Source organism: Acidimicrobiia bacterium (assembly GCA_040880805.1).
Lineage (GTDB): Bacteria > Actinomycetota > Acidimicrobiia > IMCC26256 > DASPTH01 > DASPTH01.
The window spans coordinates 1-24,200 of record JBBDHW010000046.1 but is presented as its reverse complement, the minus strand read 5'-3'; the positions used below and the strand labels follow the sequence as shown (position 1 = coordinate 24,200).

Below are 24,200 nucleotides of genomic sequence, written 5' to 3'. Positions count from 1 at the left end.
GGTGCGCCCAGTGCCTGGTGCCCCCACCCCGCGACAACGGGCCGCTGCGCTGCATCCCGTGCTCCCTGGTGATCGGTGGAGTTCGCGCCCGCCGTCGGGTGCGGTAAGGGGGCACTACGCGTCCGCGGCGATGTCGCGGCGGTAGTACACGCCCGGCCACCGGATCTTCTCAGCCGCCACGTAGGCCCGTCCGCGCGCCTCACTGATCGTGGCGCCCAAGGCGCTGACGTAGAGCACCCGCCCGCCCGCGGTCACGAACTCGTCACCTTCGCGCTTGGTACCCGCGTGGAACACCGTGACTGATTTCACAGCCTCGTCGTCGAGACCGCTGATGACGTCTCCGGTGCGCGGAGATACCGGGTACCCCTCGCAGGCGAGCGCGACCGCGACGCACGCATCGTCGACCGACTTGGAGTCCAGCTCGCCAAGGCCTGCTGCCGCGCGGTGCACGAGATCCGCGAAGTCGCCGGAGAATCGCGGCATGAGCGCCTGCGCTTCCGGATCGCCGAAGCGCACGTTGTACTCGATGACCTTGGGACCGTCGGCGGTGAGCATCATCTGTGCATAGAGCACGCCGCGGTAGTCGATGCCGCGCGACGCGAGTTGGCCGAGTGTTGGCAGCACCGCTCGCTCCATCACGTCGTCGACCACTGGCTGCGGTGCGACCGGCACCGGTGAGTACGCACCCATCCCTCCGGTGTTCGGGCCGGTGTCGCCCTCTCCGATGCGTTTGAAGTCTTGTGCGGGCGCGAGCGGGCGCGCCGCGTCGGGATCGCCGTTGCAGATCACGAGCAACGAGATCTCCGGGCCGGTGAGTCCCTCTTCGATGACGAGCGTACGGCCCGCGTCGCCGAAGGCCTCGCCCGAGAGATAGGCGCGCACCGCGTCGTGCGCGTCGGAGCGCGATTCGGTGACGAGCACGCCTTTGCCCTCGGCAAGGCCATCGGCTTTCACCACGTAGGGCGGAGCAAGTGAGTCGAGAAACGCGACCGCGCGCGCCTCGTCGTCGAAGGACCCGTAACGCGCCGTTGGCACGCCCGCCCCACTGAGCAACTCCTTCATCCACGTCTTCGAGCCTTCGAGGCGGGCACCGTCGGAGTTGGGACCGAACGCGAGGATGCCGCGTGCGCGCACGGCGTCGGCCACGCCGTTGACGAGCTGACGGTCGGCAGCGACCACCACCACGTCGACACCGAGATCGTCGGCAAGCTGCGCGACCGCGGACGGATCGAGCGGATTCACCGGGAAGCACAGCGCCGACTCGGCGATACCCGCATTCCCCGGAGCGGCGAACACCTCGGTCGCGCTCGCGGAGCGCTGCAACCCCCAGACGAGCGCGTGCTCACGCCCGCCGTTACCAACTACCAGAAATCTCATGCCGGCAGAACGACGGTTTGGGCGCGGTCGGGGCCGACGGAGGTGAACGATACCGGCACACCGGCCATCGACTCCACGAAGCGGACGTAATCGCGCGCCGCGGCGGGAAGGTCGTCGATCATACGCGCGCCCTCGATATCGGAACCCCAAGCGGTCAGCGTCTCGAGCACCGGTGTGACCTTGTGCAGCACCGACTGGTGGTACGGGACGTGCTCGTAGCGCGTGCCGTCGTCGCCCTGGTAGGCGACGCACACCTTGAGCTCGTCGAGACCCGACAGCACGTCGAGGTTCGTGATGGCGATCTCGCTGCACGTGTTGAGCCGTACCGCGTGACGGAGCATCACCGCGTCGAGCCAGCCGACGCGCCGCCGCCGACCCGTGTTGGTGCCGTACTCACCGCCGCGTTCCACGATCGTGTCGCCGACGGCGTTGCCTTCCGGCAACTCGCTGGGGAACGGCCCGGCCCCGACTCGGCTGGTGTACGCCTTCACGATGCCGACAACGCGGTCGATCGCGCGCGGTCCCACTCCCGCACCCGCGCACACCGCGCCTGCAACCGGGTTCGACGACGTGACGTAGGGGTACGTGCCGTGGTCGAGGTCGAGGAACGTTGCCTGCGCGCCCTCGAAGAGCACGCGCTGCCCGGCGTCGATCGCGTCGTGGAGCAAGTGGACCGTATCGGTGATGAACGGCTCGAGGCGCGGCGCCATGCCGAGGTACTGCTCGCAGATCTCGTCGGCCGACATCGGGAGGCGGTTGTAGACCTTCGCGAGCAGGCCGTTCTTCTCCCGCAACGCGAGCTCGAGCTTCTGCTTGAAGATCTTGGGGTCGAGGAGGTCCTGCACGCGCAGCCCCACGCGCAGCGCCTTGTCGGCGTACGCGGGCCCGATCCCGCGCTTCGTGGTGCCGAGCGCGTTCTTGCCGAGGAACCGTTCGGTGACGCGGTCGAGCTCCTGGTGGTACGGCATGATCAGGTGCGCGTTGCCCGACAGCTTGAGCTGGCTGATGTCGACGCCTCGCGCCGCGAGCATGTCGAGCTCGGAAATGAGCACCTTGGGGTCGACGACCACCCCGTTGCCGATGACGGGCGTCACGTAGGGGTGCAGGATCCCACTCGGAACGAGCTGGAGCTTGAACACCTCACCGTCGACGACGATCGTGTGGCCGGCGTTGTGCCCCGCCTGGTAGCGCACGACGAGCGCGCTCTCCTTGGCGAGATAATCGGTAAAGCGGCCCTTGCCTTCGTCGCCCCAGTGGGTGCCGACGATCACCGTGCCCGGCATCGGACCTGATCCTCGAACGCAACGGCAGTCACGTTGACAGCAGGGTAGTCGAGCGATCCGGGAACCGGAGCGCCGTTCCGCGTCGTCCAACGTCCCAACGGCCCAGAGGAGACGAAGCGGAGTCGTGCTCGGACGAGCGGGACGACGAAGCGGAGTCGACCAGGCAAGGAGGAGGGACTGCCATGCGAAGGATCGCGATACTGCTGGTGCTCGTCGGGACATCAGTGCTGCTCGCGGCGGCACCCGCCGGTGCGTGCGGCGGGCTCGTCGGCGAGAACGGCACCATCCAACTCACCCGGACGAGCACGCTCGCCGCACACCACAACGGGATCGAGCGCTACGTCACCAGCTTCGAATTCACCGGTACCGGCGAGGAGGTGGGCTCGATCGTGCCTCTCCCCGGCGTGCCGACGAAGGTCGAGCGCGGCGGCGACTGGACGCTGCAACGGCTCGAGCAGGAAGTCCGCCCGCCGCTCCGCGAAGCGGCCGCGCCACAAGCGACCGCCGGCGCCCTGGACAAGGCCGAAGTGATCCTCGAGACCAAGATCGACGCGCTCGACATCACCGTGCTGCGCGGCGGCGGCAACGCGGTCGGCAAGTGGGCGCTCGACCACGGGTTCCTGCTCACGCCCGACACGCCCCAGGTTCTCGACTTCTACTCGCGGCGCAGCAAGATCTTCATGGCCGCGAGGTTCGACGCGTCGCGCGCGCGCCAACTCGGCCAGACCTCCGGAGACGGTACGCCGATCATGGTGACCATCCCCACCGAGGAACCGTGGGTGCCCCTCCGGATCCTTGCGCTCGGTCAGGGCAAGACCAAGGTGGTCGACGCCGACGTGTTCCTCCTCACCGACCAGCGCCCTCTGTTGCGCACCGGTGGCCCCGGGCTCACGCTGGAGCGCAGTGACGAGGCGTCGAGCAGCCTGCTCGCGGATCTCCGTTCCGACAAGGGGATGAAGTGGGTGCCCGACGGCATGTGGCTCACCTACCTGCGCGTCGACACGCCCGCGAAGAACCTCGACTACGACCTCGCGGTCTCGACGCACGACGGCGTGCTGCCGTCGGCGCGCATGGTCGGTTTCGGTGTGCCCGGCGGCCCGAAGACGGAGGCGGGCTCTGGCTTCCCAGTGTGGGACTTCTTGGGCATCGCCGGCGGTGTGCTCGCAGTGCTGACCGCGATCGCCGTCTCCCGTCGGCGCGCGTCAGCCGCATCATGAGGGTCGTCGGCTCGCTGTTGTTCGCGGCCGCGGTCACCACGTTCGGCGTGGTGACCGTCGGCGGATCGGGGGGCGCGGCGTCGGGTGACGACGGACCGCCCGTGCTCGGTCCTGGCACCGTCACCGTGCGGCTCGTGGTACAGGACAGCCGGTTCACGCCCTCGCGGATCCACGTCGTGCCCCACACCGAGGTGCGCTTCGAAGTGGTGAACCGCGACTTCCTCAACCACGAGTTCATCATCGGCGGCGACGAGGTCCACGCCCGTCATCAGCAGGGCCACGAGGCGTGGCACCCACCCGTACCCGGCGAGGTGTCGATCCCACCGCACGAGACCGGCGTGACCACGTACGCGTTCCACGCGCCCGGGAAGGTGCTGTTCGCCTGCCACCTCCCCGGCCACTTCGCCTTCGGCATGACGGGCTCCGTCATCGTCGGCGCGTCACCAAGCACCGAACCTGCGTCACCTGTGGGCGCTATACGACCTTGAGCGACGCCGGTTCGTTCGTGGTGAAGACCAGGTCGCCATCCGGGGTTGCGTCGACCACGATCACGTGGCCTTCGGCGTACTCGCCCTTCAACAACGACAGCGCGATCGCGTCGCTCACCTCACGCTGCAGCACACGCTTCAGCGGGCGGGCGCCGAAGTCGGGGTCGTACCCCACGTGCGCGATGTGCGCACGCGCCGCCTCGGTGACCTCGAGTCCGAGGCCGCGCTCGGCGAGCCGTGCTCGCACAGCGTCCACCTGGATGTCGACGATGCGCCCGATGTGCGACTCGTCGAGCCGGTGGAACACCACGATCTCGTCGATGCGGTTCAGGAACTCGGGCTTGAAGTGGCTGTGCACGAGGTTCATCACCGTGCGCTCGTCGGCACTGCCTCCCAGATTGCTCGTCATGACGAGCACCGTGTTGGTGAAATCGACCGTACGACCCTGGCCGTCGGTGAGACGGCCATCGTCGAGCAGCTGGAGCAGCACGTTGAACACGTCGGGATGGGCCTTCTCGATCTCGTCGAGGAGCACGACCGCGTAGGGCCGGCGCCGCACAGCTTCGGTGAGCTGGCCGCCCTCCTCGTAGCCCACGTAGCCCGGAGGCGCCCCCACGAGGCGCGACACGTTGTGCTTCTCCTGGTACTCCGACATGTCGATGCGGACCATCGCGCGCTCGTCGTCGAAGAGGAAGTCGGCGAGCGTGCGTGCAAGCTCCGTCTTGCCCACGCCGGTGGGGCCGAGGAACAGGAACGACCCGATCGGTCGGTTGGGGTCGGAGAGGCCTGCACGCGAGCGACGGATCGCGTTGGCCACCGCGACCACCGCGTCGTCCTGGCCGATCACGCGCTCGTGGAGGACGTCCTCCATGCGCACGAGCTTCGCCATCTCGCCCTCCATGAGCCGGCTCACGGGGATGCCGGTCCACTTGGCGACGATCTCGGCGACGTCCTCCTCGTCGACCTCTTCCTTCAGCATCTGGTGCTCGGCCTGCAGCTCGTTCAGACGTTCGGTCCTCACCTCGATCTCCGCGTCGAGCTCGCGCATCGTGCCATAACGGAGCTGCGCCGCCTGCTCGAGATTGCTTTCGCGCTCGGCCTTCTCGGCTTCCATCCGCGCCTGCTCGAGCCGTTCTTTGAGCTCCCGGATCTCCGCGATGGCGTCCTTCTCGTTCTGCCAGTGCGCGACCATCGCGTCGCGCTCCTCGGCGAGCTCCGCGAGCTCGGCTTCGATCGCACCGAGCCGCTGCATCGACGACTCGTCGGTCTCCTTCGCGAGGGCAGCCTTCTCGATCTCGAGCTGGCGGATGCGGCGCTCGACCACGTCGATCTCGAACGGCATCGAGTCGATCTCGATGCGAAGCCGCGACGCGGCTTCGTCCATGAGGTCGATCGCCTTGTCGGGGAGCTGGCGACCGGTGATGTAGCGATGCGAGAGGACGGCGGCCGCGACCAGTGCGGCGTCCTGGATGCGCACGCCGTGGTGGACTTCGTACCGCTCCTTGAGGCCGCGCAGGATCGCGATCGTGTCTTCCACCGACGGTTCACCCACGAACACCTGCTGGAACCGGCGCTCGAGCGCGGGGTCCTTCTCGACGTACTTGCGGTACTCGTCGAGCGTGGTGGCGCCGATCATGCGCAACTCACCACGTGCGAGCATCGGCTTGATCATGTTGCCGGCGTCGACCGCGCCCTCGGCGCCACCCGCGCCGACGATCGTATGCAGCTCGTCGACGAACGTGATGACCTCACCCTCGCTGTCGACGATCTCCTTGAGGACGGCCTTCAGGCGATCCTCGAACTCGCCGCGGTACTTCGAACCCGCGACCATCGCAGCGATGTCGAGGGCGATCAGTCGCTTGTTGCGCAGCCCCTCGGGGATGTCACCCTCGACGATGCGGCGGGCAAGACCTTCGGCAATGGCGGTCTTGCCCACGCCCGGCTCGCCGATGAGCACCGGGTTGTTCTTGGTGCGACGCGACAACACCTGAATGACACGACGGATCTCCTCGTCGCGGCCGATCACGGGATCGAGCTTCGCCTTGCGCGCATCCTCGGTGAGGTCGCGGCCGAAGCGCTCGAGTGCCTGGTACTGCTCCTCGGGGTTCTCGCTCGTGACGCGGTGGCTGCCGCGCACCTCCTTCAATGCGGACAGCACTGCGTCGCGCGTGACACCGAGGCTGCGGAGGAGGTCGCCGACGCCGCCGGTGACGGCGGTCATCGCGAGGAGCAGATGCTCGGTGGACAGGTAGTCGTCGCCGAGGTCCGTACGCTGGGCATCGGCGGCTTCGAGCGCCGCGTACGCGTCGGTGGACAGTTGCGCTTGCTGCGCGGTCTGCCCGTAGACCTTGGGGAGCCTCGCCAACAACTCGTCGACCCGGTCGCGTACGACCTTGCTCGACACGCCGACGCGCTCGAGCACCGGCAGCACCACACTCTCGGGCTGAGACACGAGCGCGGCGAGGAGGTGCTCGGGTGTGAGCTGGGAGTGGTTGCGCTCCCGCGCGAGCGCCTGCGCGGCCGCCAGCGCCTCGCTGGTCTTGTGGGTCAGCTTGTTGGGGTCGAGCGGCATGCGTTGTACCTCGAGTCCGGAGGACTAGTCCGGAGGACTAGTCCGGAGGACGTAGTTGGAACGGGCGTACCCCAAAGTTGACAATACCGCTGTCAAGTTTATTCCCGGAGATCTCGACGGCGGCTGGGGCGGCGGCGATCAGCCCGGGCGGGCCCGGACCACCGATCGGCCGAGCGGGACCAGATCGCGCCGGTACGTGCGGTGCACTTCCTGCACGGCACGGCGAAGCTCCTCGCGAGCCTGCTCGATCTCGGCGCGGAGCTCGTCGACGTGCGCGCGTGCGCCGTCGAGCTCCGCTTCGAGCTCGAGCACCTTGCGCACTCCGGCAAGGCTGACACCCGCGTTGGTGAGCTGCTGGATGTGTTGGAGCAGCGCGATGTCACGGTCGGAGTAGCGGCGGCTGCGCCCCTCGGTGCGGCTGGGCTCGATCAGGCCCTTGCGCTCGTAGATGCGCAGCGTCTGCGGGTGCACACCCGCGAGCTCTGCTGCGACGGAGATGATGTAGAGCGCGCGGTCGCGACTGTCGTTGGCCATGTCACACCCCCAGGTACTCGCGCGGGTTGCCGGGCAGCTTCTCGGCAAGCTCTGCGACGGTCTTGCGCGCGTCGTCGTCGAGCTCGGACGGAACGACGACGTCGAACGTGACGAGCAGCGCGCCGGGATCACCCGATCCGCGCTGGATCCCACGCCCGCGTACGCGCACCGTCTTGCCGCTCTGCGTGCCGGGCGGCACCTTCACGGTGACGGGCGAGTCGAGCGTGGGTACCTTCACCTGCGTGCCGAGTGCAGCTTCGGGGAAGGTGATCGGCACCTTCACCGTGAGGTCACTCTTGCCGCTGCGCCCGAAGATCGTGTGCGGGGCCACGTGGACGACGACGTAGAGGTCACCGGGAGGGCCGCCGTTGAGACCCGGCGTGCCGCGTCCTTTCACACGGATGCGCTGCCCGTCGTCGACACCAGCGGGCACCCGCACCTTCACCGTGCGCGGACGGATCTCGACGCCGCGTCCTTTGCAGTGCTTGCACTTGTCCTTGACCACCGTGCCGCGGCCACCGCACGTAGGGCACACCTGCGAGAACGAGAACGGCCCCTGATCGACGGCGACCGCTCCGGAGCCTCCACACGTGCTGCACACGTCGGGAAGTGTGCCCGGCTTCGCGCCGCTCCCACCGCATACCGAGCACGGCGCCTCCGACGTGATGCTCACTGACGTGGTGACGCCGTGCACCGCGTCGAGGAAGTCGAGATACAACTCGGTCTCGAGGTCGTGACCGCGTTGCGGGCCCGCGGGACCGCGCGCGCGTTGGCGCGCGCCGCCACGTGCACCGAAGAGGTTGCCGAGGATGTCGCCGAAGCCGCCCATGTCACCGACGTCTTCGAACCGGATGTTCTGGTATCCACCGGGCCCGCGGCCGCCGAAGCCACCCGGACCGACACCGGACGCGACCATCTCGCGGACCTCGTCGTACTCCTTGCGCTTCTCCGCGTCACCCAGCACGTCGTGCGCGGCGGAGATCTCCTTGAAGCGCTCTTCGGCGTCTTTGTCTCCCGCGTTCGCGTCGGGGTGGTACTGCTTCGCGAGCTTGCGGTACGCGCGCGCGATGTCTTTCTCGGACGCGCTCCGGAGCACGCCGAGCACCTCGTAGTAGTCCTTCTCGAACCACTCGCGCTGCGGTGCCATCTCTATTGGCTCACTCGCTGCACTGGCGGGTCACCTTCACCATTGCCGGACGGATGACCTTGCCCTTCAGGCGATACCCCGTACGCATCGTCTCGCCGACGCGCGGCTCGGCGTCGCCTTCGTCCTGGAGCACCGCTTCGTGCTCGTTCGGGTCGAACGCGGCGTCGTTGGCGGCGATGGGCTCGAGGCCGGCCTTCTCCAGCACGCCCATGAGCTGCGCGCGGATGCCGTTCACTCCGTCGAGCAGCTTCTCCATCTCGGGTGTGTCGGCCGCGATGCTCGAGAGTGCGCCTTCGAACGAGTCGAGCACGGGAAGCAGTTCTTCCACGATCCGGTCGGTCGCGCGGTCGACGAGCGCGGTCTGCTCGCGCAGGACGCGCTTGCGATAGTTCTCGAAGTCGGCCTGCACGCGCCGCAGCGTGTCGACGAGTTCCGTGCGCTCGTGCTCGAGCTCCACGATATCCGACTCGACGACAGCCGCGGCTTCGTCAGCCGCGATGTCCTCGTCGAAGGTGTCGTCGGGCTCGCGGCCGCCCGGCTCAGGCACTCTGCTCACCGGGCTCGTCGACGATCTCGGCGTCGGCGACCTCGTCGTCACTCGGCGCCGATGCGCCGGCACCGCCCGCGTCGCCCGTACCGCCCGCGGCGGCCTGCTGCGCGGCCGCGGCCTGGTACAGGCGCTGCGAGAACTCTTGGAGCACAGAGTTGAGGCCGTCGTGAGCGCGCGTGACCGCCGAGATGTCCGTGCCCGCGAGCGCGTCCTTCAACTCCTTGAGCCCCGACTCGACCTTCTCACGGTCTTCGGCAGTGACCTTGTCGGCCTGCTCCTTGAGGAGCTTCTCGGTCTGGAACACGAGCGAGTCGGCGTTGTTGCGAACCTCGGCCTCCTCGCGCCGCACACGGTCCTCCTCGGCGTGGGCTTCGGCGTCCTTCATCATGCGGTCGATCTCGTCCTTCGAGAGCGCGGTGCCACCGGTGATGGTCATCGCCTGCTCGCGACCGGTCCCGAGATCCTTCGCCGACACGTGCACGATGCCGTTGGCGTCGATGTCGAAGGTGACCTCGATCTGCGGCACCCCGCGCGGCGCGGGCGGAATGCCCACGAGTTGGAACGTGCCGAGCAACTTGTTGCGGTACGCCATGTCGCTCTCGCCCTGCAGCACCTTGATCTCCACGCTGGGCTGGTTTTCGTCGGCGGTGGTGAACACCTCCGAACGCTTCGTGGGGATCGTGGTGTTGCGCTCGATCAGCTTGGTCATGATCTGACCCTTGGTCTCGATGCCGAGCGACAACGGCGTGACGTCGAGGAGCAGGATGTCCTTCACGTCTCCCTTGAGCACGCCGGCTTGGAGCGACGCTCCCACCGCCACGGCCTCGTCGGGGTTGACGCCCTTGTCGGCTTCCTTGCCGGTGAGCTCCTTCACGAGGTCGGTGACTGCCGGCATGCGAGTGGAACCGCCGACGAGGATCACGCGGTGGATGTCGTTCTGGTCGAGCCCCGCGTCGCGGATCGCCTGCTCGAACGGACCGCGGCACGAGTCGAGCAGGTCGCTCGTGAGCTCCTGGAACCTCGCTCGCGTGAGCGCGAGATCGAGGTGCAGCGGGCCTTCGCTCGTCGCGGTGATGAACGGCAGGTTGACCGTGGTCTCCTGCAGCGACGACAGCTCGATCTTCGCCTTCTCCGCCGCTTCCTGGAGGCGTTGCACGGCCATCTTGTCCTGTGCCAGATCCACGCCGTGCGCGTTCTTGAACTCGGAGACCAGCCAGTCGATGACGCGCTGGTCCCAGTCGTCACCGCCAAGGTGCGTGTTGCCCGCGGTGGACTTCACCTCGAACACACCCTCGCCGAGGTCGAGGATCGACACGTCGAACGTGCCGCCCCCGAGGTCGAACACGAGGATCGTCTGGTCCTGGTCCTTGTCGAGGCCGTACGCCAGCGCGGCGGCGGTGGGCTCGTTGATGATGCGCAGCACCTCGAGGCCGGCGATCTCGCCCGCCTCCTTGGTGGCCTGTCGCTCGGCGTCACCGAAGTACGCGGGGACGGTGACCACCGCCTGCGTGACGGTGTCGCCCAGGTAGGACTCCGCGTCCCGCTTCAACTTCTGGAGGATGCGAGCGGAGATCTCCTGCGCGTTATAGGCCTTGCCGTCGATGTCGATCGACCAGTTCGTGCCCATGTGGCGCTTCGCCGAGCGGACCGTCCGGTCGGGGTTGGTGATCGCCTGGCGCTTCGCCACCTCGCCGACGAGGACCTCTCCGGTCTTGGAGAAGGCGACGACAGACGGAGTGGTGCGTGACCCCTCTGCGTTGGGGATCACGACGGGCTCGCCCGCCTCGAGAACCGAGACGACCGAGTTGGTGGTGCCGAGGTCGATGCCGACGGCCTTGGGCATGGGAATTGCCTCCTGATGCTTGCTCCGCTGAGACCTTGGTAGGCCCGGATGCTAGAAGCTTGAGTGTGTCGTTATCAACTTTCGGTACGGGTTCACCATTCCCTGAGCCCGAAAATCTCTGTACATTCTGCAGTCATGGCCCGTTCCGACCCGTTCGTCTCCCACCTCGCCGCGGTCCCGCTCTTCTCGGCGCTGTCGAACAAAGAGCTCCAACTCGTCGCGAAGCAGGCCGAGCCCGTGCGCGTACCGGCCGGGAAGGCGGTCGTCACCGAGGGTGCGGCGGGGGCCGACTTCTTCGTGATCCTCGGCGGCCAGGCGCGCGTGGAACGCCATGGAAAGAAGGTGGCCGAGCTCGGCCCGGGTGGGTTCTTCGGCGACCTCGCCCTGCTCGACCGCGCGCCGCGCAACGCGAGCGTGATCGCGGAGACCGAGATGGAGCTGGCCAAGCTCGGGCAGCGCGCGTTCGACGAACTGCTCGACACCGTTCCGGGCTTCGCCAGGAAGCTGCTCGCCGGCTTGGCGCGCCGGCTGCGGGTGGAGGACGCCAAGACTGTTTGAGCCTTTGGGTCGCGGTAGGTTTCGCGCGTGCGCAGACTGAAGCTGCCGAAACCGCATCAGCTCGTCTTGGTAGTCGGCGTGCTCGTCGCGCTGTTCGCACTCGCGTCGGGCATGGCGCCGCGGCTCACCGAGTGGACGGAACGCTCGAGGATCACACGGCACGACTTCGTCAACGTGCCCGACGCGATGTACTGGGCGTTCTACTCGAGCACCGCGGTGATGCTGTTGGTGTGCGCGTGGCTGGTGAGCCAGCGTGTCCGCAATTACGAGCGCGGCAAGCCCGACGACCGGAGCACCACGAAACGCAATCTCCACCGCCGGCTGGCCGACTTCCGCGCCGGCGTGTGGATGCGGACACTGCTACGCGATCCCGCGGCCGGGATGATGCACTCGGCCATCTACTTCGGGTTCATATGGCTGTTCATCGCGACGGTCGTGCTCGAGATCAACCACCAACTGCCCGACAACCTCAAGTTCCTGCACGGTGGGATCTACCAGGGGTACGCGTTCGCCGCTGATCTCGCGGGCGTCGTGTTCGTCGTCGGCATCCTCTGGGCGATCGGTCGGCGCTACATCGAGCGCCCCTACCGCATCCGCATCAAGACCAGGCCCGAAGACGCGGTGATCCTGGGAACGTTCCTCGTGATCGCGGTCACCGGCTTCTTCACCGAGGCGTTCCGCATCGCGCTCAGAGGCCGGCCCGACTTCGAGGAGTGGTCGTTCGTCGGGTACCCGCTGTCGTCACTGTTCGAGTCGTGGTCGAACGGCGGCCTCCAGCAAGCGCACAGGTACATGTGGGGCGCGCACTTCGTCGCGTTCGTCGCGTTCCTCGTGATCCTGCCCACCACCAAGCTCCGCCACATGATCACGTCGCCGATGAACATGTACCTGGCCGACAGGGACCGGCCGAAGGGGGCGATGAAGCCCCTCCCGAACCTGATGGAGACGGAGCTCGACGCGTTCGGCGCGTCCACCGTCGAGGACTTCACGTGGAAACAGCTGCTCGACACCGACGCGTGCACGGTGTGTGGGCGGTGCACGTCGGTGTGCCCCGCCACGCTCACGGGGAAGCCGCTCGACCCGCGCGAGATCGTGCTGAAGGTGGGGGAGGTGATGGCGGGCACCGGCGACCCGGTCGTGTCGCCACCGGTCGGTGTGCCGCGTGACGTCACGATCGCCGCCAACTCCATGTTCGAGCGCATCACGTCGGAGGAACTCTGGGCGTGCACGTCGTGCAAGGCGTGCGACGAGATCTGCCCGGTGAACATCGAGATCCTCGACAAGATCCTCGACATGCGGCGGTACCTGTCGCTGATGGAGAGCGACTTCCCCGTCGAGCTCGGGAACACCTACCGGGCGATGGAGAACTCATCGAACGTGTACGGGATGAACCAGGCCGATCGCGGCGAGTGGGCCGCCGAGCTCGATGGCGTGACGATCGTCGATGCCGGCTCGGGCCCGCTCGACCATGAATATCTCTACTGGATCGGCTGCGCGGGTTCGTTCGACGACCGCAACAAGAAGACCAGTCGGGCGGTCGCGAAGCTGTTGCAGCGCGCGGGCATCGACTTTGCGATCCTCGGACCAAGCGAACTCTGCACCGGCGACCCCGCGCGCCGTTCGGGCAACGAGTACATCTTCCAGATGCTCGCGATGCAGAACGTCGAGGCGCTCGAGGCGCTCGCGGTAAAGAAGATCATCACGCAGTGCCCGCACTGCTTCAACACGCTGAAGAACGAGTACCCGCAGCTCGGTGGTCACTACGAGGTGGTGCACCACTCACAGCTACTCGCGCAGCTCGTTGCCGACCGACGCCTGTCGCTCGCGGGAGCCACGATCGACGAGCGCGTCACCTACCACGACAGCTGCTATCTCGGACGCCACAACGACGTGTATCTCGCGCCGCGCAACGTGATCGGATCGATCGCCGGCATCGAGGTCGTCGAGATGCCGCGCAACGGCACGCGCGGCATGTGTTGCGGCGCAGGCGGCGCGCGCATGTGGATGGAGGAGCACACCGGCAAGAAGGTCAACATCGAGCGCACCGAAGAGGCGCTCGACACCGGCGCGGCGCGCATCGCAGTGGCGTGCCCCTTCTGCTACGTGATGATGGACGACGGCGTGAAGGAGAAGGGTCGCGACTCGGACGTGAAGGTGCAGGACATCGCCGAGCTCCTCATCGAGGCGCTCGAGAACGCCGAAACGTTGCCGGCCCCGCTCACTGCGGAGTTCCAGCCGGGTTTGTGATGCCGTTATCGGCGGAAGCAACCGACGAGATGATCGTCGGCGAGGCCCGCGGCCTGCATGAACGCGTAGACGGTGGTGGGCCCGACGAAGCGGAACCCGCGCCGCTTCAGGTCTTTGCTCAACGCCGCCGACTCTGCCGTGCTCGTGGGCAACTCGTCGAGCTGCTCGAAGCTCGACACCAGCGGCGCGCCGTCGACGAAACCCCAGACGTAACGATCCAAGCTCCCGATCTCCTCCTGCACGGTGAGCACCGCGCGAGCGTTGTTGACCGTCGACTCGATCTTGCCGCGGTGACGCACGATCGACGGATCGGTGACGAGACGCTCGACGTCGCGCCCCGTGAACGCGGCAACGACCTGCGGGTCGAAGCCGGCGAACGCCGCCCGGTACCCTTCGCGCTTCCGCAGGATCGTGGTCCAGCTCAGCCCGGCTTGCGCGCCTTCGAGGGTGAGCAACTCGAAGAGCCGACGGTCGTCGTGCTCGGGAACGCCCCACTCGGTGTCGTGGTACTCGACCATCAACGGGTCCGTGCCCGCCCACGCGCAACGCAACACGTTCAGGCGGTCGCCCACAGGCTGAGTTGGTCGCCCTCGCGACGTGGGAAGCGGAAGTGCTTGCTCAGTGTGAGGCGCTGGGCCTGGTAATTCGATCCGAGCTCTTGACCGTACAAGTACGCGGGCGCTTCGAGCATGCGCTCGAACGTCAGCCGGCACACCTGTTGCCCTTGTTCGACCGCAAACGGAACGTCGTGGGCGCGAACCTCGAGTGCTGCCCGGCTCCCGCGGAGCGATCGGTCGGGATCCTGGCCGAAGCCGGGATCGAAGAAGCCTGCGTAGTGGGTACGCAGCTCACCGCTGGACGTGTACGGGCTCATCTCTGCCGCGTAGTCAGCGGGTATCCGCACCGCCTCCTCGGAAAGCATGAGGTAGAACTCCTCAGGCTCGAGCACGACACGCGGGACGTCACGCTCCCGCACGACCGGTTCCCAGAAGTCGCGCGCGTCGTAATGATCCGTGAGCGACAGATCGAGGAGCCGACTGTTCCGCTTCGCGCGGAGGCCGACCACACCGTCTGCGTCGCCTTCCAAATCGAGGCTGAGGTACACACCCTTGTCGTCGCTCGCCACGCGGCTGCCAGACAGAGTGACGTCGTTCTTGAACAAGACCCGGTCCCGCGGGACCCCGTCGTCTTCTACACCCGGCTTCCCGACCAGGAGCCGCAGCTGGTTCAGTGACAATCCCGCACGGGCGCGGACGGTGAAAGTGCGAGAGACAACCTCGAGATAGAGGGGCCCGTTGTAGCCCGACGCGATCTCGTCGAAGGTCTGGCTCCGGTCCGTGATCACACGTGTGAAGATGTCGAGGCGGCCCGTCGAGCTCTTGGGGTTGGCCTTCGCTCTCACGAAGCTCGGAAGTGCGAGTCGTTCGACGAGTGGGATCAGATACGGGCAATTCGGCTCGAGGACGTGTCCGCGCGTCAGGTCGAATTCTTCCAGTGCGTAGTGGGCGAGCTTGCTGTTGACGGTCTCCTTGTCGGGCAGAAAGCTGGCGCGGATCCGGTACGCCTTCGGACCAAGTCGAAGGTCGAGGCTCGCCGGCTGGACGTTGCCGGAAGGAACCGGGTCTCGCCGGGGTGCACGGATGACACCCGAGGCGAGCGCCTTGTCGATCCACTGTGACGGCAGGACGCCAACTGCGTCGGGCGCGAGATCCCAGGTAGTTGCCCGCGGCGTTGCCACATCAGCGAGGCTATCCGCATGCCGAGTCCCGAAAGCCTCCCGATCCCCGAGAGCGTGCACGACATCCTCACCGACAAGCCCACGGGGTTCGTGGCGACGGTGCGGCCCGACGGGATGCTGTCGGTCACGCCGGTCGGGCTCATGTTCGACGGCGAGTATGTGCGCTTCAGCACCACCAAGGACCGGAAGAAGTACCGCAACCTCCTGCGCGACGATCGCGTCACGATGGCGGTGGCGCATCGCAACAACCCGAATCGATACGTCGAGATCCGCGGCCGTGCTCGCATGGAAGACGACCCCGACCACACATTCATCGACGGCCTCGCGCACCACTACATGGGCGTCGATCGCTACCCGTTCGACCGGCCGGGACAGGTTCGCGTCACGGTAACGATCGTGGCCGAGCACCTCTCCGCTCCCGACATCCCGCTCGCCGACAACCCGCCCCAGGCGCGCGACCACTAGCACCCTGAGTTCCTCTCCTCCACCATTCGCGACGGATCGCGACTGTCACGCCACGCGTCGATTCCCTCACCGATCGCAACCGCACCGACAACCGCGGCGCCCAACGGATCGGCCCACCACACGCCTGCCAGTGCGTTGGCGACGAGCGCGGCAAGCACGCTCGTCGCGAGGACGCCGTCGAGGAACGTGAGGCGGGCTTCTGTCGCAAGCGGGTGGTTTACGAGCGTCAAGCTCAGCATGCGCTTCTGGTGCGCCAGCAGGAACATCACCAACGCTGTCACTGCGAGGTACGCGATGCCGACCGGAGAGTCGTCGGCCTCGTGTCCGGCCGCGAGCGCAATCGCGGCGCTGGTGAGGAGGAGGCCCGCGAGGGCGAGGAACGCGATCCCCACCATTGCCATCGCGCGCGGGGTCGCGACGCCCCCGCGGTGCAGCTGCCACAGCACGGTGACGGAAGCGAAGATCTCCACCAGCGAGTCCAGGCCGAAGGCGACGAGGGCGAGCGAGCCTGACGCGATCCCGAGCGCGATCGTCACGACGACTTCGAGCGTGTTCCACCCCACGGTGAGGTACTCGAGTCGCATCGCGCGTTGAACGGGGCCCCGCATGACGCTCACGCTATGGCTGGGCTCAGGGGTTCTCGAACGCGGCGGGCCGCTCGATCACGCGCCGCTCGAAGGGCACCCATCGCAGGTCGAAGAACTTGGGCGCGCCCGCGGGGAGTAAGCCCGCCAGGTAGCGCTTGGCGCTGTCGAGGTAGCGCCACATGCCCTTGCCCTCGCTCGCGGCGATGTTCGAGGTGCCGGTGACGTCTCTGTCCCACCAGATGAGGCTCACGTCGCCTCCGGTCGCGTACTGCGGGAAGGGCAGCGCGAGCCGGCGGTCAGCTTCGTACCCCTTGCGCGAGCGAGACTGCGCGGTCAGCCTCTCAGAAGAGCCGGACTCTTGGCGACCGGCCCGATGAAGCCAGCCGAAGAAGCCAGCCCGAAGAAGGAGGCCGATCCGTGGCCAACTGGCGCAAGACGACGCTCGACGAGGTGGAATGGCAACCGGTCGAAGGATTTCCCGACGTGTGGATGAAGTTCCTCGGTGACAGCTTGCAGGACGGGCCATGGGTAATGCAGGTGCGTCACGGCCAGAACTACGTCGAGCCACAGCACTGGCACGAGGCCGACACCTTCTACATCTTCACCGCAGGTGAGATGCGGGTCGGCGACGAGGGCACGTACCGACCCGGCGACGTGCGCTGGGTACGCGCCGGAACGTTCTACGGACCCGAGACCGCGGGACCCGACGGCTGCGAGTTCATCCTCATCGGCGCCGGGAACCCGATGATGCACTACGAGCCACCCGAAGGAACTGCCCAGTAGCGCACCCGCAGCACACCGAGCCCGAGCCCCCCTCGAAGGAACTCGCCGCCTCGCATGGGCCGCGCTTGTAGCATTTCGGCCGTGGCGACCACACCGCCCACGACCGTGGTAGTGGTCGCCCGTGACCGTTGGGCGCAAACCCCCACCACGCTCGACCTCCTGCTCGCCCGTACCGACCAACGTCACGACGTCGTCGTGGTCGACGCTCGGGCCCCTCGACCGGTCGCCGCCATCCTCGACCGGTATGCAGCTTCGGGTCGGATCCGCGTCGTCCGGCGGAGCCGTCATCTCGCCGCCAACGAGGCTCGCAACCTCGGGGCGGATGGTGCCCACACGGAATGGATCGCCTTCGTCGAAAACGACGTCGTACTCGACGACGGGTGGTTGGACACTCTGCTCGCCGTCGGCGAGGCCCGCGGGGCGGTGAGTGTCTACCCCGCATACCTGCAGGACGGCCGGAGCGGCCAGTTCGTGCACGGCCTCGGGGCCGACCTCGAGGTGAGCATTGGGGAGGACGGCGTCCGACACGTCCGGGAGCGCCAGCACCACCTGAACCGACTGTGGCACGAGGTCGCTACCGAGCTCGAACCGGTCGAACGGATCCAGTCGGAGTTCCACGCTGTCGCCATCCGGCGTGAGCTGCTCGAGCGCATCGGCGGCCTCGACGAGGAATTGCTGTCGTGGTTCGACCACACCGACCTCGCCCTCCACCACCAACGGCTCGGCGCAGCAGCGTGGTTCGTGCCCGAGGTGACGTGTACATACATCGTGCCAGCGTCGGTCTCGCCGACCGACCTGCCGAGCTTCCTTCTCCGCTGGAGCGGGGTTTGGTACGAGCGGAGCCTGGACCGATTGTGCCGCGCCTGGGGTCTCGACCGCGATGACCCCGAATGGGCCGCGCACGCGCGGTACCGCACCAGCGTCCGCCGGAGCGTCCTCACGCGGTGGCCACGGGTGAACGCTGTGATCGACCGTGCGGCCGTGCCCGCCGAGCGGCTCGTCGCGTCCTGGAACGCCCGGCGCTGACGAAACCGACTGACGACAAACTCGAACGCAGACCGGCACACGGCGTTCGACGGGCGCGCACTCAGCAGCGCCCACCCCACGGCCGGTTGCCGGACTCCAGCCAGAGCGCATGAGCGACAGCGTCCTGATCGGCTGGAGATGCTTGTGATGGGAGCACGCCGACGAGGTCGTCACGGCCAAGGCGGGCAGCGACCGCGTTCCATGTCCGGATCGCAAACTGCCACGCTCCGTAGTAGGCGCCGTCCGGCGACACGATTTTGTAATTCCCGCCGGACTCATAGGCGAAGGTGCACTCTCGGAAGGTCTCCCACACGGCGTCCCCGGAGCTGATGCCGACGTCGGGTGACTCGCCGCGCGGTTCGATCGTGGTACGCACCGCCCGGTAGGCCGCTACCGCGCGTTCGACCCGGTTCTCGAGTATCCCTTGCAGCGGCACGAGTGCAGCAATGGTGCGGTCGAGCTCGGCGCGCTGCGCGCGGAGCTGTACGAGGCGTCCCTCGAGCTCGCGTGCGGTGTTCTGGAGCTCCGTGGCGAGGGACTGGTCGTGATCGCCGATGGCCTCGGTGAGGTGCGCGGCGCGCGCGGCGTCGACGACGTTGTCGATGCCGACGACCGCGTCGAACCTGGGTGTTGCAAGCCGCATGTAGAGCCGAGCCGCGCGTTCCCGCACCATCGCCCGCAATCCATCGGCGCGTGTGCGGAGCACGGGGATCGCCGCTTCGCCTCGGGCGATCGCTACCTCGAGGTCAGCCTGTTCGGACTGGGCCGCCGACATGCGCTCGGCGGCGGCGGCGGCGAGTGCACGGGCAGCGTCCAGGCGTTCCCGGGCGAGGGTAGGGTCATCCACTCGTGTCGCGTTCGGGTCGGACTGGGCAGCCGCCGATATCAGAGAAGCGGGCGCGAGGAACACCATCGCCGCGACCAACGCGGTCGCGAGCGCACGTCCGATCGTTGATGGGTGACGCCGCGTCGTCATGGGGTCCTCTTGGGAGACGAAGCCTCCCGTCGCCCGTCACGACGAATGTCGGCCGATCTGTTTGACCCCTTGAACGCCCGCTCGAAGACGTGCGTACGGGCGGGCGGGAGATGGCTGCCGTCGCGAGAAGGGTTCGGACGTTGTCCCTCCGAAGGCACCCGGGAGCTGCTCGTCGCCGAGCACGAGCATGGTGGCGAAGTCCGGCGTCGTACGAGCGGGTGACGAGAATCGAACTCGCGTTCTCAGCTTGGGAAGCTGACCGATGTGGCTGGCTGACCAGTGTCGAGTTCGCGAACGTGCTGGTGAGGCGCCATTTCTCTTGACCGCTGGTGACCGCGAAGGACCACTATCAGCCGCTCGTTGTGGCCCAACTGTGGCCCGAGATCGGGCAACCGGCCGACAGCCGCGATCGCGACGCACCGCGCTTGTCCGTGTGATTGGGAGGATCTCGAGGAACGCTCGGCCGGCGTCGACTGACCCTCCATGCACGACCTCTACGTTGCGAACGTAGATTGGGCCACGGCGCTGATCAGCACATTCATGTATTCCGCAGGCGAGGGGCCGACTTGCGGTGACTGTGCATGACCGCGACGAACCGCGTTTGGCCTTCTCTTGTGGTGAAGCTGTGCCGATCCTCGGGTCGAGAGCCGGCTCGTCTTGGACACGGTCGCGGGGCTTGTGGCGCGCACCTTTCTCGATTGCACGCGGCGGTTGATCTCGCGCGTCCGGACCGACGGGAGGGAAGCCGGTCAACTGGGCGCGTGACCCTCGGCGAGGAATGCGCGAGCCACGCAGAAGCACCGGTGCGGTGATGATCGCGAATCCGGCCGGGTTACGGTCCGACGATTGTCAGCTCGCGTTCGGGCAGGGAGACTTCGGTCTCTTCGAGTGTCTCGCCGGCGGAACCCCTGACCGGGATTCGAACGAGCGCGAAGCGTCGACCTGGTGGTCCGTGGAGTTGAACGATCGTGCCGTCGACCGCGTCAACGCCCCAGGGGACGCGGACGCGGTCACCGATCTTGAGGTTCGTCTTCGTGGCCATGAACACACCTACCAGGGGGTCGCCCGCTGGAACAGCAGTCCGAGATGCGCGGCGACTTCGGCATCAAGGGTACTCGCGAGGCCGTCGAGGTCTCGTTGCCACGCGCGGAACGTGCGAAGCGTGATCGGGTTGCCCTGCGCCTCGAGCGCGGCGAGCCTGGCCTCGTCGTCGTGAGCGATGGCGTTGCGGGCTTCGTTCAGCAGCTCGAGGGACTCTTGCTGAGAGGCCGTTCTGGGGTCGCGGGCGGCGAGTGCCGGCCAAAGCTCGAACCCGAACCGCCCGAAGTCTGACCCGAGCGAGCCGGGATGTGCGTTTCCCCGATCGAGCTGCCGCGCCTCTGAGAGGCGTGCTCGTAGCACCGTTTCGAGCTTCGTGTTCCCGCCCGCGGCCCACGACGCGAACGTGTCACCGGCCAGGTCGTGCAGATCGCGGGCGAACCCCTGGAACTCCGCAGCGAGTCGCAAGACGAGCGAGTTGTTCAGCTGCTGGGTCCGCCAACGCCGTCCCCGGCCGGTGCCTCCCACGAGTCGATGCGCTGCGAGGAGCTCGTCGAGCCGCTGGCGTCGATCAGTTTCATAGCGCGTCAGCGCGGTCGACGGCACAGGCGGCACGGTAGTCAATGCGCATCGCGAGCAGAGCGAGCGAACGGGCGCCAGAGGCCCGCGTGCCGGGTGGATCGCCGAAGGGACCGGCGAGGTGTTGGGGCTCGGGCACTGCTGGCAGAACGCGCACACCAGTTGAGCGGCACACGCGCACCGGTCCTTGACGACAACGAGTTCACGGCGAACTTGATCGACATGCTCACCGCGCTGATCTGCGCACCACATTCCAAGCCGAGGTCGCCGTCGTAGTCTCCACGCCGGGCGTCCGCGTCGCACCACGATTGCCCATGCCGGCGATGAGGCATCGCGTGTTGACAGCGCGGCTTTCGAACCTGCGACAGCGCACGGAACTCCTTGTAGCTGCGCACCTCCCGCCGCGTAGCAGCGGATCGAGCATGTGATCGTACGCGGGAGCTGCATAGAACCTGAACCAGTAGCCGAAGCGCGCAGACGAATACTTCGATGTGATGGGCGTAATCCTCTCTAGCGCGCGACACCACGACGCGAACCCTCAGATCGCGCCGCATACACAAACTTCCTGACGTTCCGGTGACTCGCCGGGGTGGCTACGTGTACTGGCGGCCTGGAGTTGGTCGAGCTCGCGGTCGGGGCCGTCCGTTGGCGATGAGTTTGTCGTGGGTTCCTTGTTCGCCGATGTGGCCGTGGTCCACGATCGCGATGAGCTCGGCTACCTGTGTGATTCCAGGATCGTCTCGAGGTGTCGTGCGGCGTCGCGGTCGCGTGCGGGGACCCACGCCCAGTAGATGTCGAGGGTGGTGGAGGTACGGGCATGTCCGAGCCGGTTGGCGACGGTGCGCACGTCGATGCCGGCTGTGAGTAGCTCGGTGGCGACGAAGTGCCGCAGGTCGTGGATGCACACATGAGGTAGCTGTGCGCGGGTCCTCAGCCGTTCCCACCGGCGGGTGATCAGTTCGGGTCGCCAAGGACGCTGGGCTTGCGCATCGTTGGTGAAGATGTGGTCGGCCGCTGCGAACTCTCGGGCGGCTCCGATCGCGGCAAGCTCGGCGCGGGTTCGGTGGTCGCGCAGCGCCTCGACCGCGTGGATGGTGAGTGAGACGCGTCGGACTCTGCCGGTCTTCGTCGGTGTGATCGCGACGCCGGACGACTTGGTCGCCGAGACCGACCGTTCGATGCGGACGGTGCGCGCGTCGAGATCAATGTCCGCCCAGCGCAGCCCGCAGATCTCACCGCGGCGCGCACCAGTCGCGACCGCGACCTGCAACCAACACGCGAGCACGGGATCAACCTCTCGGGCGATTGACAGCAGGAGGCGTACCTGCTGCGCGGTCGGCGGCGTGACGGTCGAGCGCGGCACCTCGGGTCGCGTCGCGGCCGACACCGGATTGCGGGCCAACCACCCCCACCGCACCGCTTGCGCGAAGGCGCGGTGCAACACAACATGCGCGCACCGAACCCGTGACGGACCGATGCCGGTGGCAGCCATGCGAGCGTAAAGCTGATCGCAGTCGCGGGCGGTGAGCTTCCACAGTCGCCGGTGCCCCAATCCCGGCAGAAGATGACGCGTGATGACGCTCTCCCAATCCTGGCGCGTCGTCGGCGCCAACGCGGCGGTCACCATGAACTGCTCCAGCAGCATCGCCACCGTCGCGGTACTCCCGCCCTGGAGCCCCGCGCCCGCCTCGACGACGAGCCGCTGCAACGCGTGACGAGCGTCGGTACGGCTGCCGCGTACCGTCCGCGAAAGCCGGCGTCGCTCACCGGTAACTGGATCAGGGTCGGCGGTGACCTGGAGGCGCCACCGCCCTGGCGATCGTTCGATCATTGTCCCGGTTCGTGCTCTCGACATGCGCGCGCTATCGGCACGCGTCGGTCGAAATGCACCCGGTACTGCACCACACCGCGGCACACCAGCATACCGGCGTGTCCGCCGTCCGTACTCCAAACGTCGAGGTCAGCGGCGTGCCCACATCCCAAGCTCGACACCGACCAGGCACACAACAGCGGAACCCCGCGTCGTGAAACGCACCGAACTGCACCAAGAACGCGGCTCGAGGATCGGCGAAAGCAGCGCGCAAACCAGGGCTGACCTGCGCCTTCTCGTGGAGCGGGTGACGAGAATCGAACTCGCGTTCTCAGCTTGGGAAGCTGATGTTCTGCCTCTGAACTACACCCGCCGGGGGACGGCGCGAATCCTGGCGCGAAACCCTGGGTCGCGTCGTTCCTGGAGCCGGGATGGTACTAGCGCACCGTTTAGGGCGCGAAAGCTCCGACCAACTCTCGTGCAACGGGGTCAGCGGGCGCGGCTGAGCCCCGGCGCTTCGCGTCCGTGGCGGTCGTGGTCTACGCGGCCTCGCGTCTGAGTCGTTCAGCGTGCGCCAGCGCGGCCTGGAAATTGTTGTAGAGAGCCGCGCCAAGCAGCGCGAAGTGCTGCCGGGCCGCACCGACCGCCGGATGCTCAACCAGTTCAAGGTTAGGTACGCGGTAGCTGTGGACGAGCCCAACCAGGGCCGTCCGATCAGCGCGAAGGTTGCCGCGCTGAGCTGATGCGCGATGAATGTTCGTCCGGGATTTTTATCTTCACCGCGGATGAGCAGCTATTCGCCCAAGGCGAGAATGGTGAGCCGGTTGAGGTATGGCGACCGAGCGAGAACATTGTCTACGAACTGGGCGCCGCGTCGGTTCTTTACGACCGCCGAATTGTGATCTTCAAGGAGAAGGGAGCCACATTTCCGAGTGACTTCTCGGACTTGGGATACATCGAGTTCGAGCAGAATCAGCTTGTGAGTCAGATTGGAAGTTTGTTTCAGGAGCTTGTTGCCCTTGACATTCTTGAAGTGCGCGCCAAAGGCTAGACGCCCGGCGCGCAACTGCTCAGTGCTGGGTCCTCGATGCCCAGCGCGAACAGAGCCCCGGCACCGAAGGCCGGGCCAGGGCTCGTCCGGATCGGAGCGTGCTCCAATCTCTTCGCAAGGCCGAGACTACTAGGGCCCTCGACCTGAGTATCGAAGCCGCTTCAACTCCGGGCGAAACCGTCACGGAAACGGAGTTGGACAATATGGCGAATGCGACCACCCACGCGGCTCGACGCGGCTGGAACCTCTACAAGTCAGAAGTCCCACCACCAAACCGGCTCATCGGATTTCAGCGGGGTGTGACGGTCGGGAGTAGGTCCCAGTTGGGTCG

The 24,200-nt window shown here is 67.1% G+C and carries 24 protein-coding genes and 2 tRNA genes; 9 read left to right on the top strand and 17 right to left on the bottom strand.

Translation table 11 applies throughout. The features are described 5' to 3' along the window. Nucleotides 1-114: 114 nt before the first annotated feature. Complete coding sequence (gene purD, locus WD271_12075) at nt 115-1,377, bottom strand: phosphoribosylamine--glycine ligase (protein ID MEX1008569.1); 1,263 nt, start codon at nt 1,375-1,377, stop codon at nt 115-117. After that, nucleotides 1,374-2,660: an adenylosuccinate synthase gene (locus WD271_12070; protein ID MEX1008568.1), complete on the bottom strand. Its 1,287-nt coding sequence runs from the start codon at nt 2,658-2,660 to the stop codon at nt 1,374-1,376. Before WD271_12070 ends, purD begins: the two co-directional genes overlap by 4 nt. Nucleotides 2,661-2,842: 182 nt before the next feature. On the opposite strand from WD271_12070, the gene WD271_12065 reads away from it, so the two are divergent. Together WD271_12065 and WD271_12060 are read left to right on the top strand one after the other, a co-directional pair. Next, on the top strand, nt 2,843-3,877 hold the full coding sequence (locus WD271_12065) for a DUF2330 domain-containing protein (protein ID MEX1008567.1): 1,035 nt from the start codon (nt 2,843-2,845) through the stop codon (nt 3,875-3,877). Next, the gene (locus WD271_12060; GenBank protein ID MEX1008566.1) at nt 3,874-4,365 is read left to right on the top strand and encodes a multicopper oxidase domain-containing protein; all 492 of its coding nucleotides are present in this window, start codon (nt 3,874-3,876) and stop codon (nt 4,363-4,365) included. Before WD271_12065 ends, WD271_12060 begins: the two co-directional genes overlap by 4 nt. On the opposite strand, the gene clpB is transcribed toward WD271_12060, so the two are convergent. From clpB to dnaK, 5 genes are all read right to left on the bottom strand, one after another. Continuing rightward, the gene (clpB, locus tag WD271_12055) at nt 4,352-6,937 is read right to left on the bottom strand and encodes an ATP-dependent chaperone ClpB (GenBank protein MEX1008565.1); all 2,586 of its coding nucleotides are present in this window, start codon (nt 6,935-6,937) and stop codon (nt 4,352-4,354) included. The two genes, WD271_12060 and clpB, sit on opposite strands and share 14 nt — an antisense overlap. Nucleotides 6,938-7,075: 138 nt before the next feature. Then, nucleotides 7,076-7,471, bottom strand: coding sequence for a MerR family transcriptional regulator (locus WD271_12050; protein MEX1008564.1), 396 nt, complete (start codon nt 7,469-7,471; stop codon nt 7,076-7,078). Nucleotide 7,472: 1 nt separating this feature from the next. Next, on the bottom strand, nt 7,473-8,618 hold the full coding sequence (gene dnaJ, locus WD271_12045; protein MEX1008563.1) for a molecular chaperone DnaJ: 1,146 nt from the start codon (nt 8,616-8,618) through the stop codon (nt 7,473-7,475). A 10-nt stretch (nt 8,619-8,628) separates the two neighbouring features. After that, the gene (grpE, locus tag WD271_12040; GenBank protein MEX1008562.1) at nt 8,629-9,174 is read right to left on the bottom strand and encodes a nucleotide exchange factor GrpE; all 546 of its coding nucleotides are present in this window, start codon (nt 9,172-9,174) and stop codon (nt 8,629-8,631) included. Beyond that, nucleotides 9,158-11,011 (bottom strand): molecular chaperone DnaK, encoded by a 1,854-nt coding sequence (gene dnaK, locus WD271_12035; GenBank protein ID MEX1008561.1) that lies wholly within the window; start codon nt 11,009-11,011, stop codon nt 9,158-9,160. The genes grpE and dnaK overlap by 17 nt, the downstream gene beginning before the upstream one ends. A 135-nt stretch (nt 11,012-11,146) precedes the next feature. Between dnaK and WD271_12030 the strand changes: the two genes are divergently transcribed. Next, nucleotides 11,147-11,569 (top strand): cyclic nucleotide-binding domain-containing protein, encoded by a 423-nt coding sequence (locus WD271_12030; GenBank protein ID MEX1008560.1) that lies wholly within the window; start codon nt 11,147-11,149, stop codon nt 11,567-11,569. 27 nt (nt 11,570-11,596) lie between these two features. Next, nucleotides 11,597-13,816 carry a heterodisulfide reductase-related iron-sulfur binding cluster gene (locus WD271_12025; GenBank protein MEX1008559.1) on the top strand — a complete coding sequence of 740 codons (2,220 nt, stop codon included), beginning with the start codon at nt 11,597-11,599 and terminating at the stop codon, nt 13,814-13,816. A gap of 5 nt (nt 13,817-13,821) precedes the next feature. Here WD271_12025 and WD271_12020 read toward each other — a convergent pair whose 3' ends face one another. Together WD271_12020 and WD271_12015 are read right to left on the bottom strand one after the other, a co-directional pair. Next, nucleotides 13,822-14,388, bottom strand: coding sequence for a DNA-3-methyladenine glycosylase I (locus tag WD271_12020; protein ID MEX1008558.1), 567 nt, complete (start codon nt 14,386-14,388; stop codon nt 13,822-13,824). Next, entirely contained in the window at nt 14,373-15,554 is a 1,182-nt protein-coding gene (locus WD271_12015) for a 2'-deoxycytidine 5'-triphosphate deaminase (GenBank protein ID MEX1008557.1), read from the bottom strand. Before WD271_12015 ends, WD271_12020 begins: the two co-directional genes overlap by 16 nt. A gap of 18 nt (nt 15,555-15,572) precedes the next feature. Between WD271_12015 and WD271_12010 the strand changes: the two genes are divergently transcribed. After that, the gene (locus WD271_12010) at nt 15,573-16,019 is read left to right on the top strand and encodes a PPOX class F420-dependent oxidoreductase (protein MEX1008556.1); all 447 of its coding nucleotides are present in this window, start codon (nt 15,573-15,575) and stop codon (nt 16,017-16,019) included. Here the strand turns inward: WD271_12010 and WD271_12005 are convergent. Together WD271_12005 and WD271_12000 are read right to left on the bottom strand one after the other, a co-directional pair. Continuing rightward, complete coding sequence (locus tag WD271_12005; protein ID MEX1008555.1) at nt 16,016-16,627, bottom strand: cation transporter; 612 nt, start codon at nt 16,625-16,627, stop codon at nt 16,016-16,018. The two genes, WD271_12010 and WD271_12005, sit on opposite strands and share 4 nt — an antisense overlap. A 22-nt stretch (nt 16,628-16,649) precedes the next feature. Continuing rightward, nucleotides 16,650-16,856, bottom strand: coding sequence for a hypothetical protein (locus tag WD271_12000; GenBank protein MEX1008554.1), 207 nt, complete (start codon nt 16,854-16,856; stop codon nt 16,650-16,652). Nucleotides 16,857-17,023: 167 nt separating this feature from the next. Between WD271_12000 and WD271_11995 the strand changes: the two genes are divergently transcribed. Continuing rightward, nucleotides 17,024-17,389, top strand: a complete 366-nt coding sequence (locus WD271_11995; GenBank protein ID MEX1008553.1) for a hypothetical protein — start codon at nt 17,024-17,026, stop codon at nt 17,387-17,389. 81 nt (nt 17,390-17,470) lie between these two features. Continuing rightward, nucleotides 17,471-18,415 carry a glycosyltransferase gene (locus WD271_11990; GenBank protein ID MEX1008552.1) on the top strand — a complete coding sequence of 315 codons (945 nt, stop codon included), beginning with the start codon at nt 17,471-17,473 and terminating at the stop codon, nt 18,413-18,415. A 61-nt stretch (nt 18,416-18,476) separates the two neighbouring features. Here WD271_11990 and WD271_11985 read toward each other — a convergent pair whose 3' ends face one another. From WD271_11985 to WD271_11960, 6 genes are all read right to left on the bottom strand, one after another. Further along, nucleotides 18,477-19,391, bottom strand: coding sequence for a transglycosylase family protein (locus WD271_11985; GenBank protein ID MEX1008551.1), 915 nt, complete (start codon nt 19,389-19,391; stop codon nt 18,477-18,479). 213 nt (nt 19,392-19,604) lie between these two features. Then, nucleotides 19,605-19,683 (bottom strand) — tRNA-Gly (locus WD271_11980). Between the two features lie 540 nt (nt 19,684-20,223). Further along, entirely contained in the window at nt 20,224-20,433 is a 210-nt protein-coding gene (locus tag WD271_11975) for a hypothetical protein (protein ID MEX1008550.1), read from the bottom strand. An 8-nt stretch (nt 20,434-20,441) separates the two neighbouring features. Further along, the gene (locus WD271_11970) at nt 20,442-21,035 is read right to left on the bottom strand and encodes a hypothetical protein (protein ID MEX1008549.1); all 594 of its coding nucleotides are present in this window, start codon (nt 21,033-21,035) and stop codon (nt 20,442-20,444) included. 688 nt (nt 21,036-21,723) lie between these two features. Further along, nucleotides 21,724-22,839 (bottom strand): site-specific integrase, encoded by a 1,116-nt coding sequence (locus WD271_11965; GenBank protein MEX1008548.1) that lies wholly within the window; start codon nt 22,837-22,839, stop codon nt 21,724-21,726. Between the two features lie 278 nt (nt 22,840-23,117). Continuing rightward, nucleotides 23,118-23,191, bottom strand: a tRNA-Gly gene (locus tag WD271_11960). Nucleotides 23,192-23,387: 196 nt separating this feature from the next. On the opposite strand from WD271_11960, the gene WD271_11955 reads away from it, so the two are divergent. Together WD271_11955 and WD271_11950 are read left to right on the top strand one after the other, a co-directional pair. Beyond that, nucleotides 23,388-23,561, top strand: a complete 174-nt coding sequence (locus WD271_11955) for a hypothetical protein (protein ID MEX1008547.1) — start codon at nt 23,388-23,390, stop codon at nt 23,559-23,561. After that, nucleotides 23,561-23,869 carry a TIR domain-containing protein gene (locus WD271_11950; GenBank protein MEX1008546.1) on the top strand — a complete coding sequence of 103 codons (309 nt, stop codon included), beginning with the start codon at nt 23,561-23,563 and terminating at the stop codon, nt 23,867-23,869. The genes WD271_11955 and WD271_11950 overlap by 1 nt, the downstream gene beginning before the upstream one ends. The last annotated feature ends 331 nt before the right edge of the window (nt 23,870-24,200 follow it).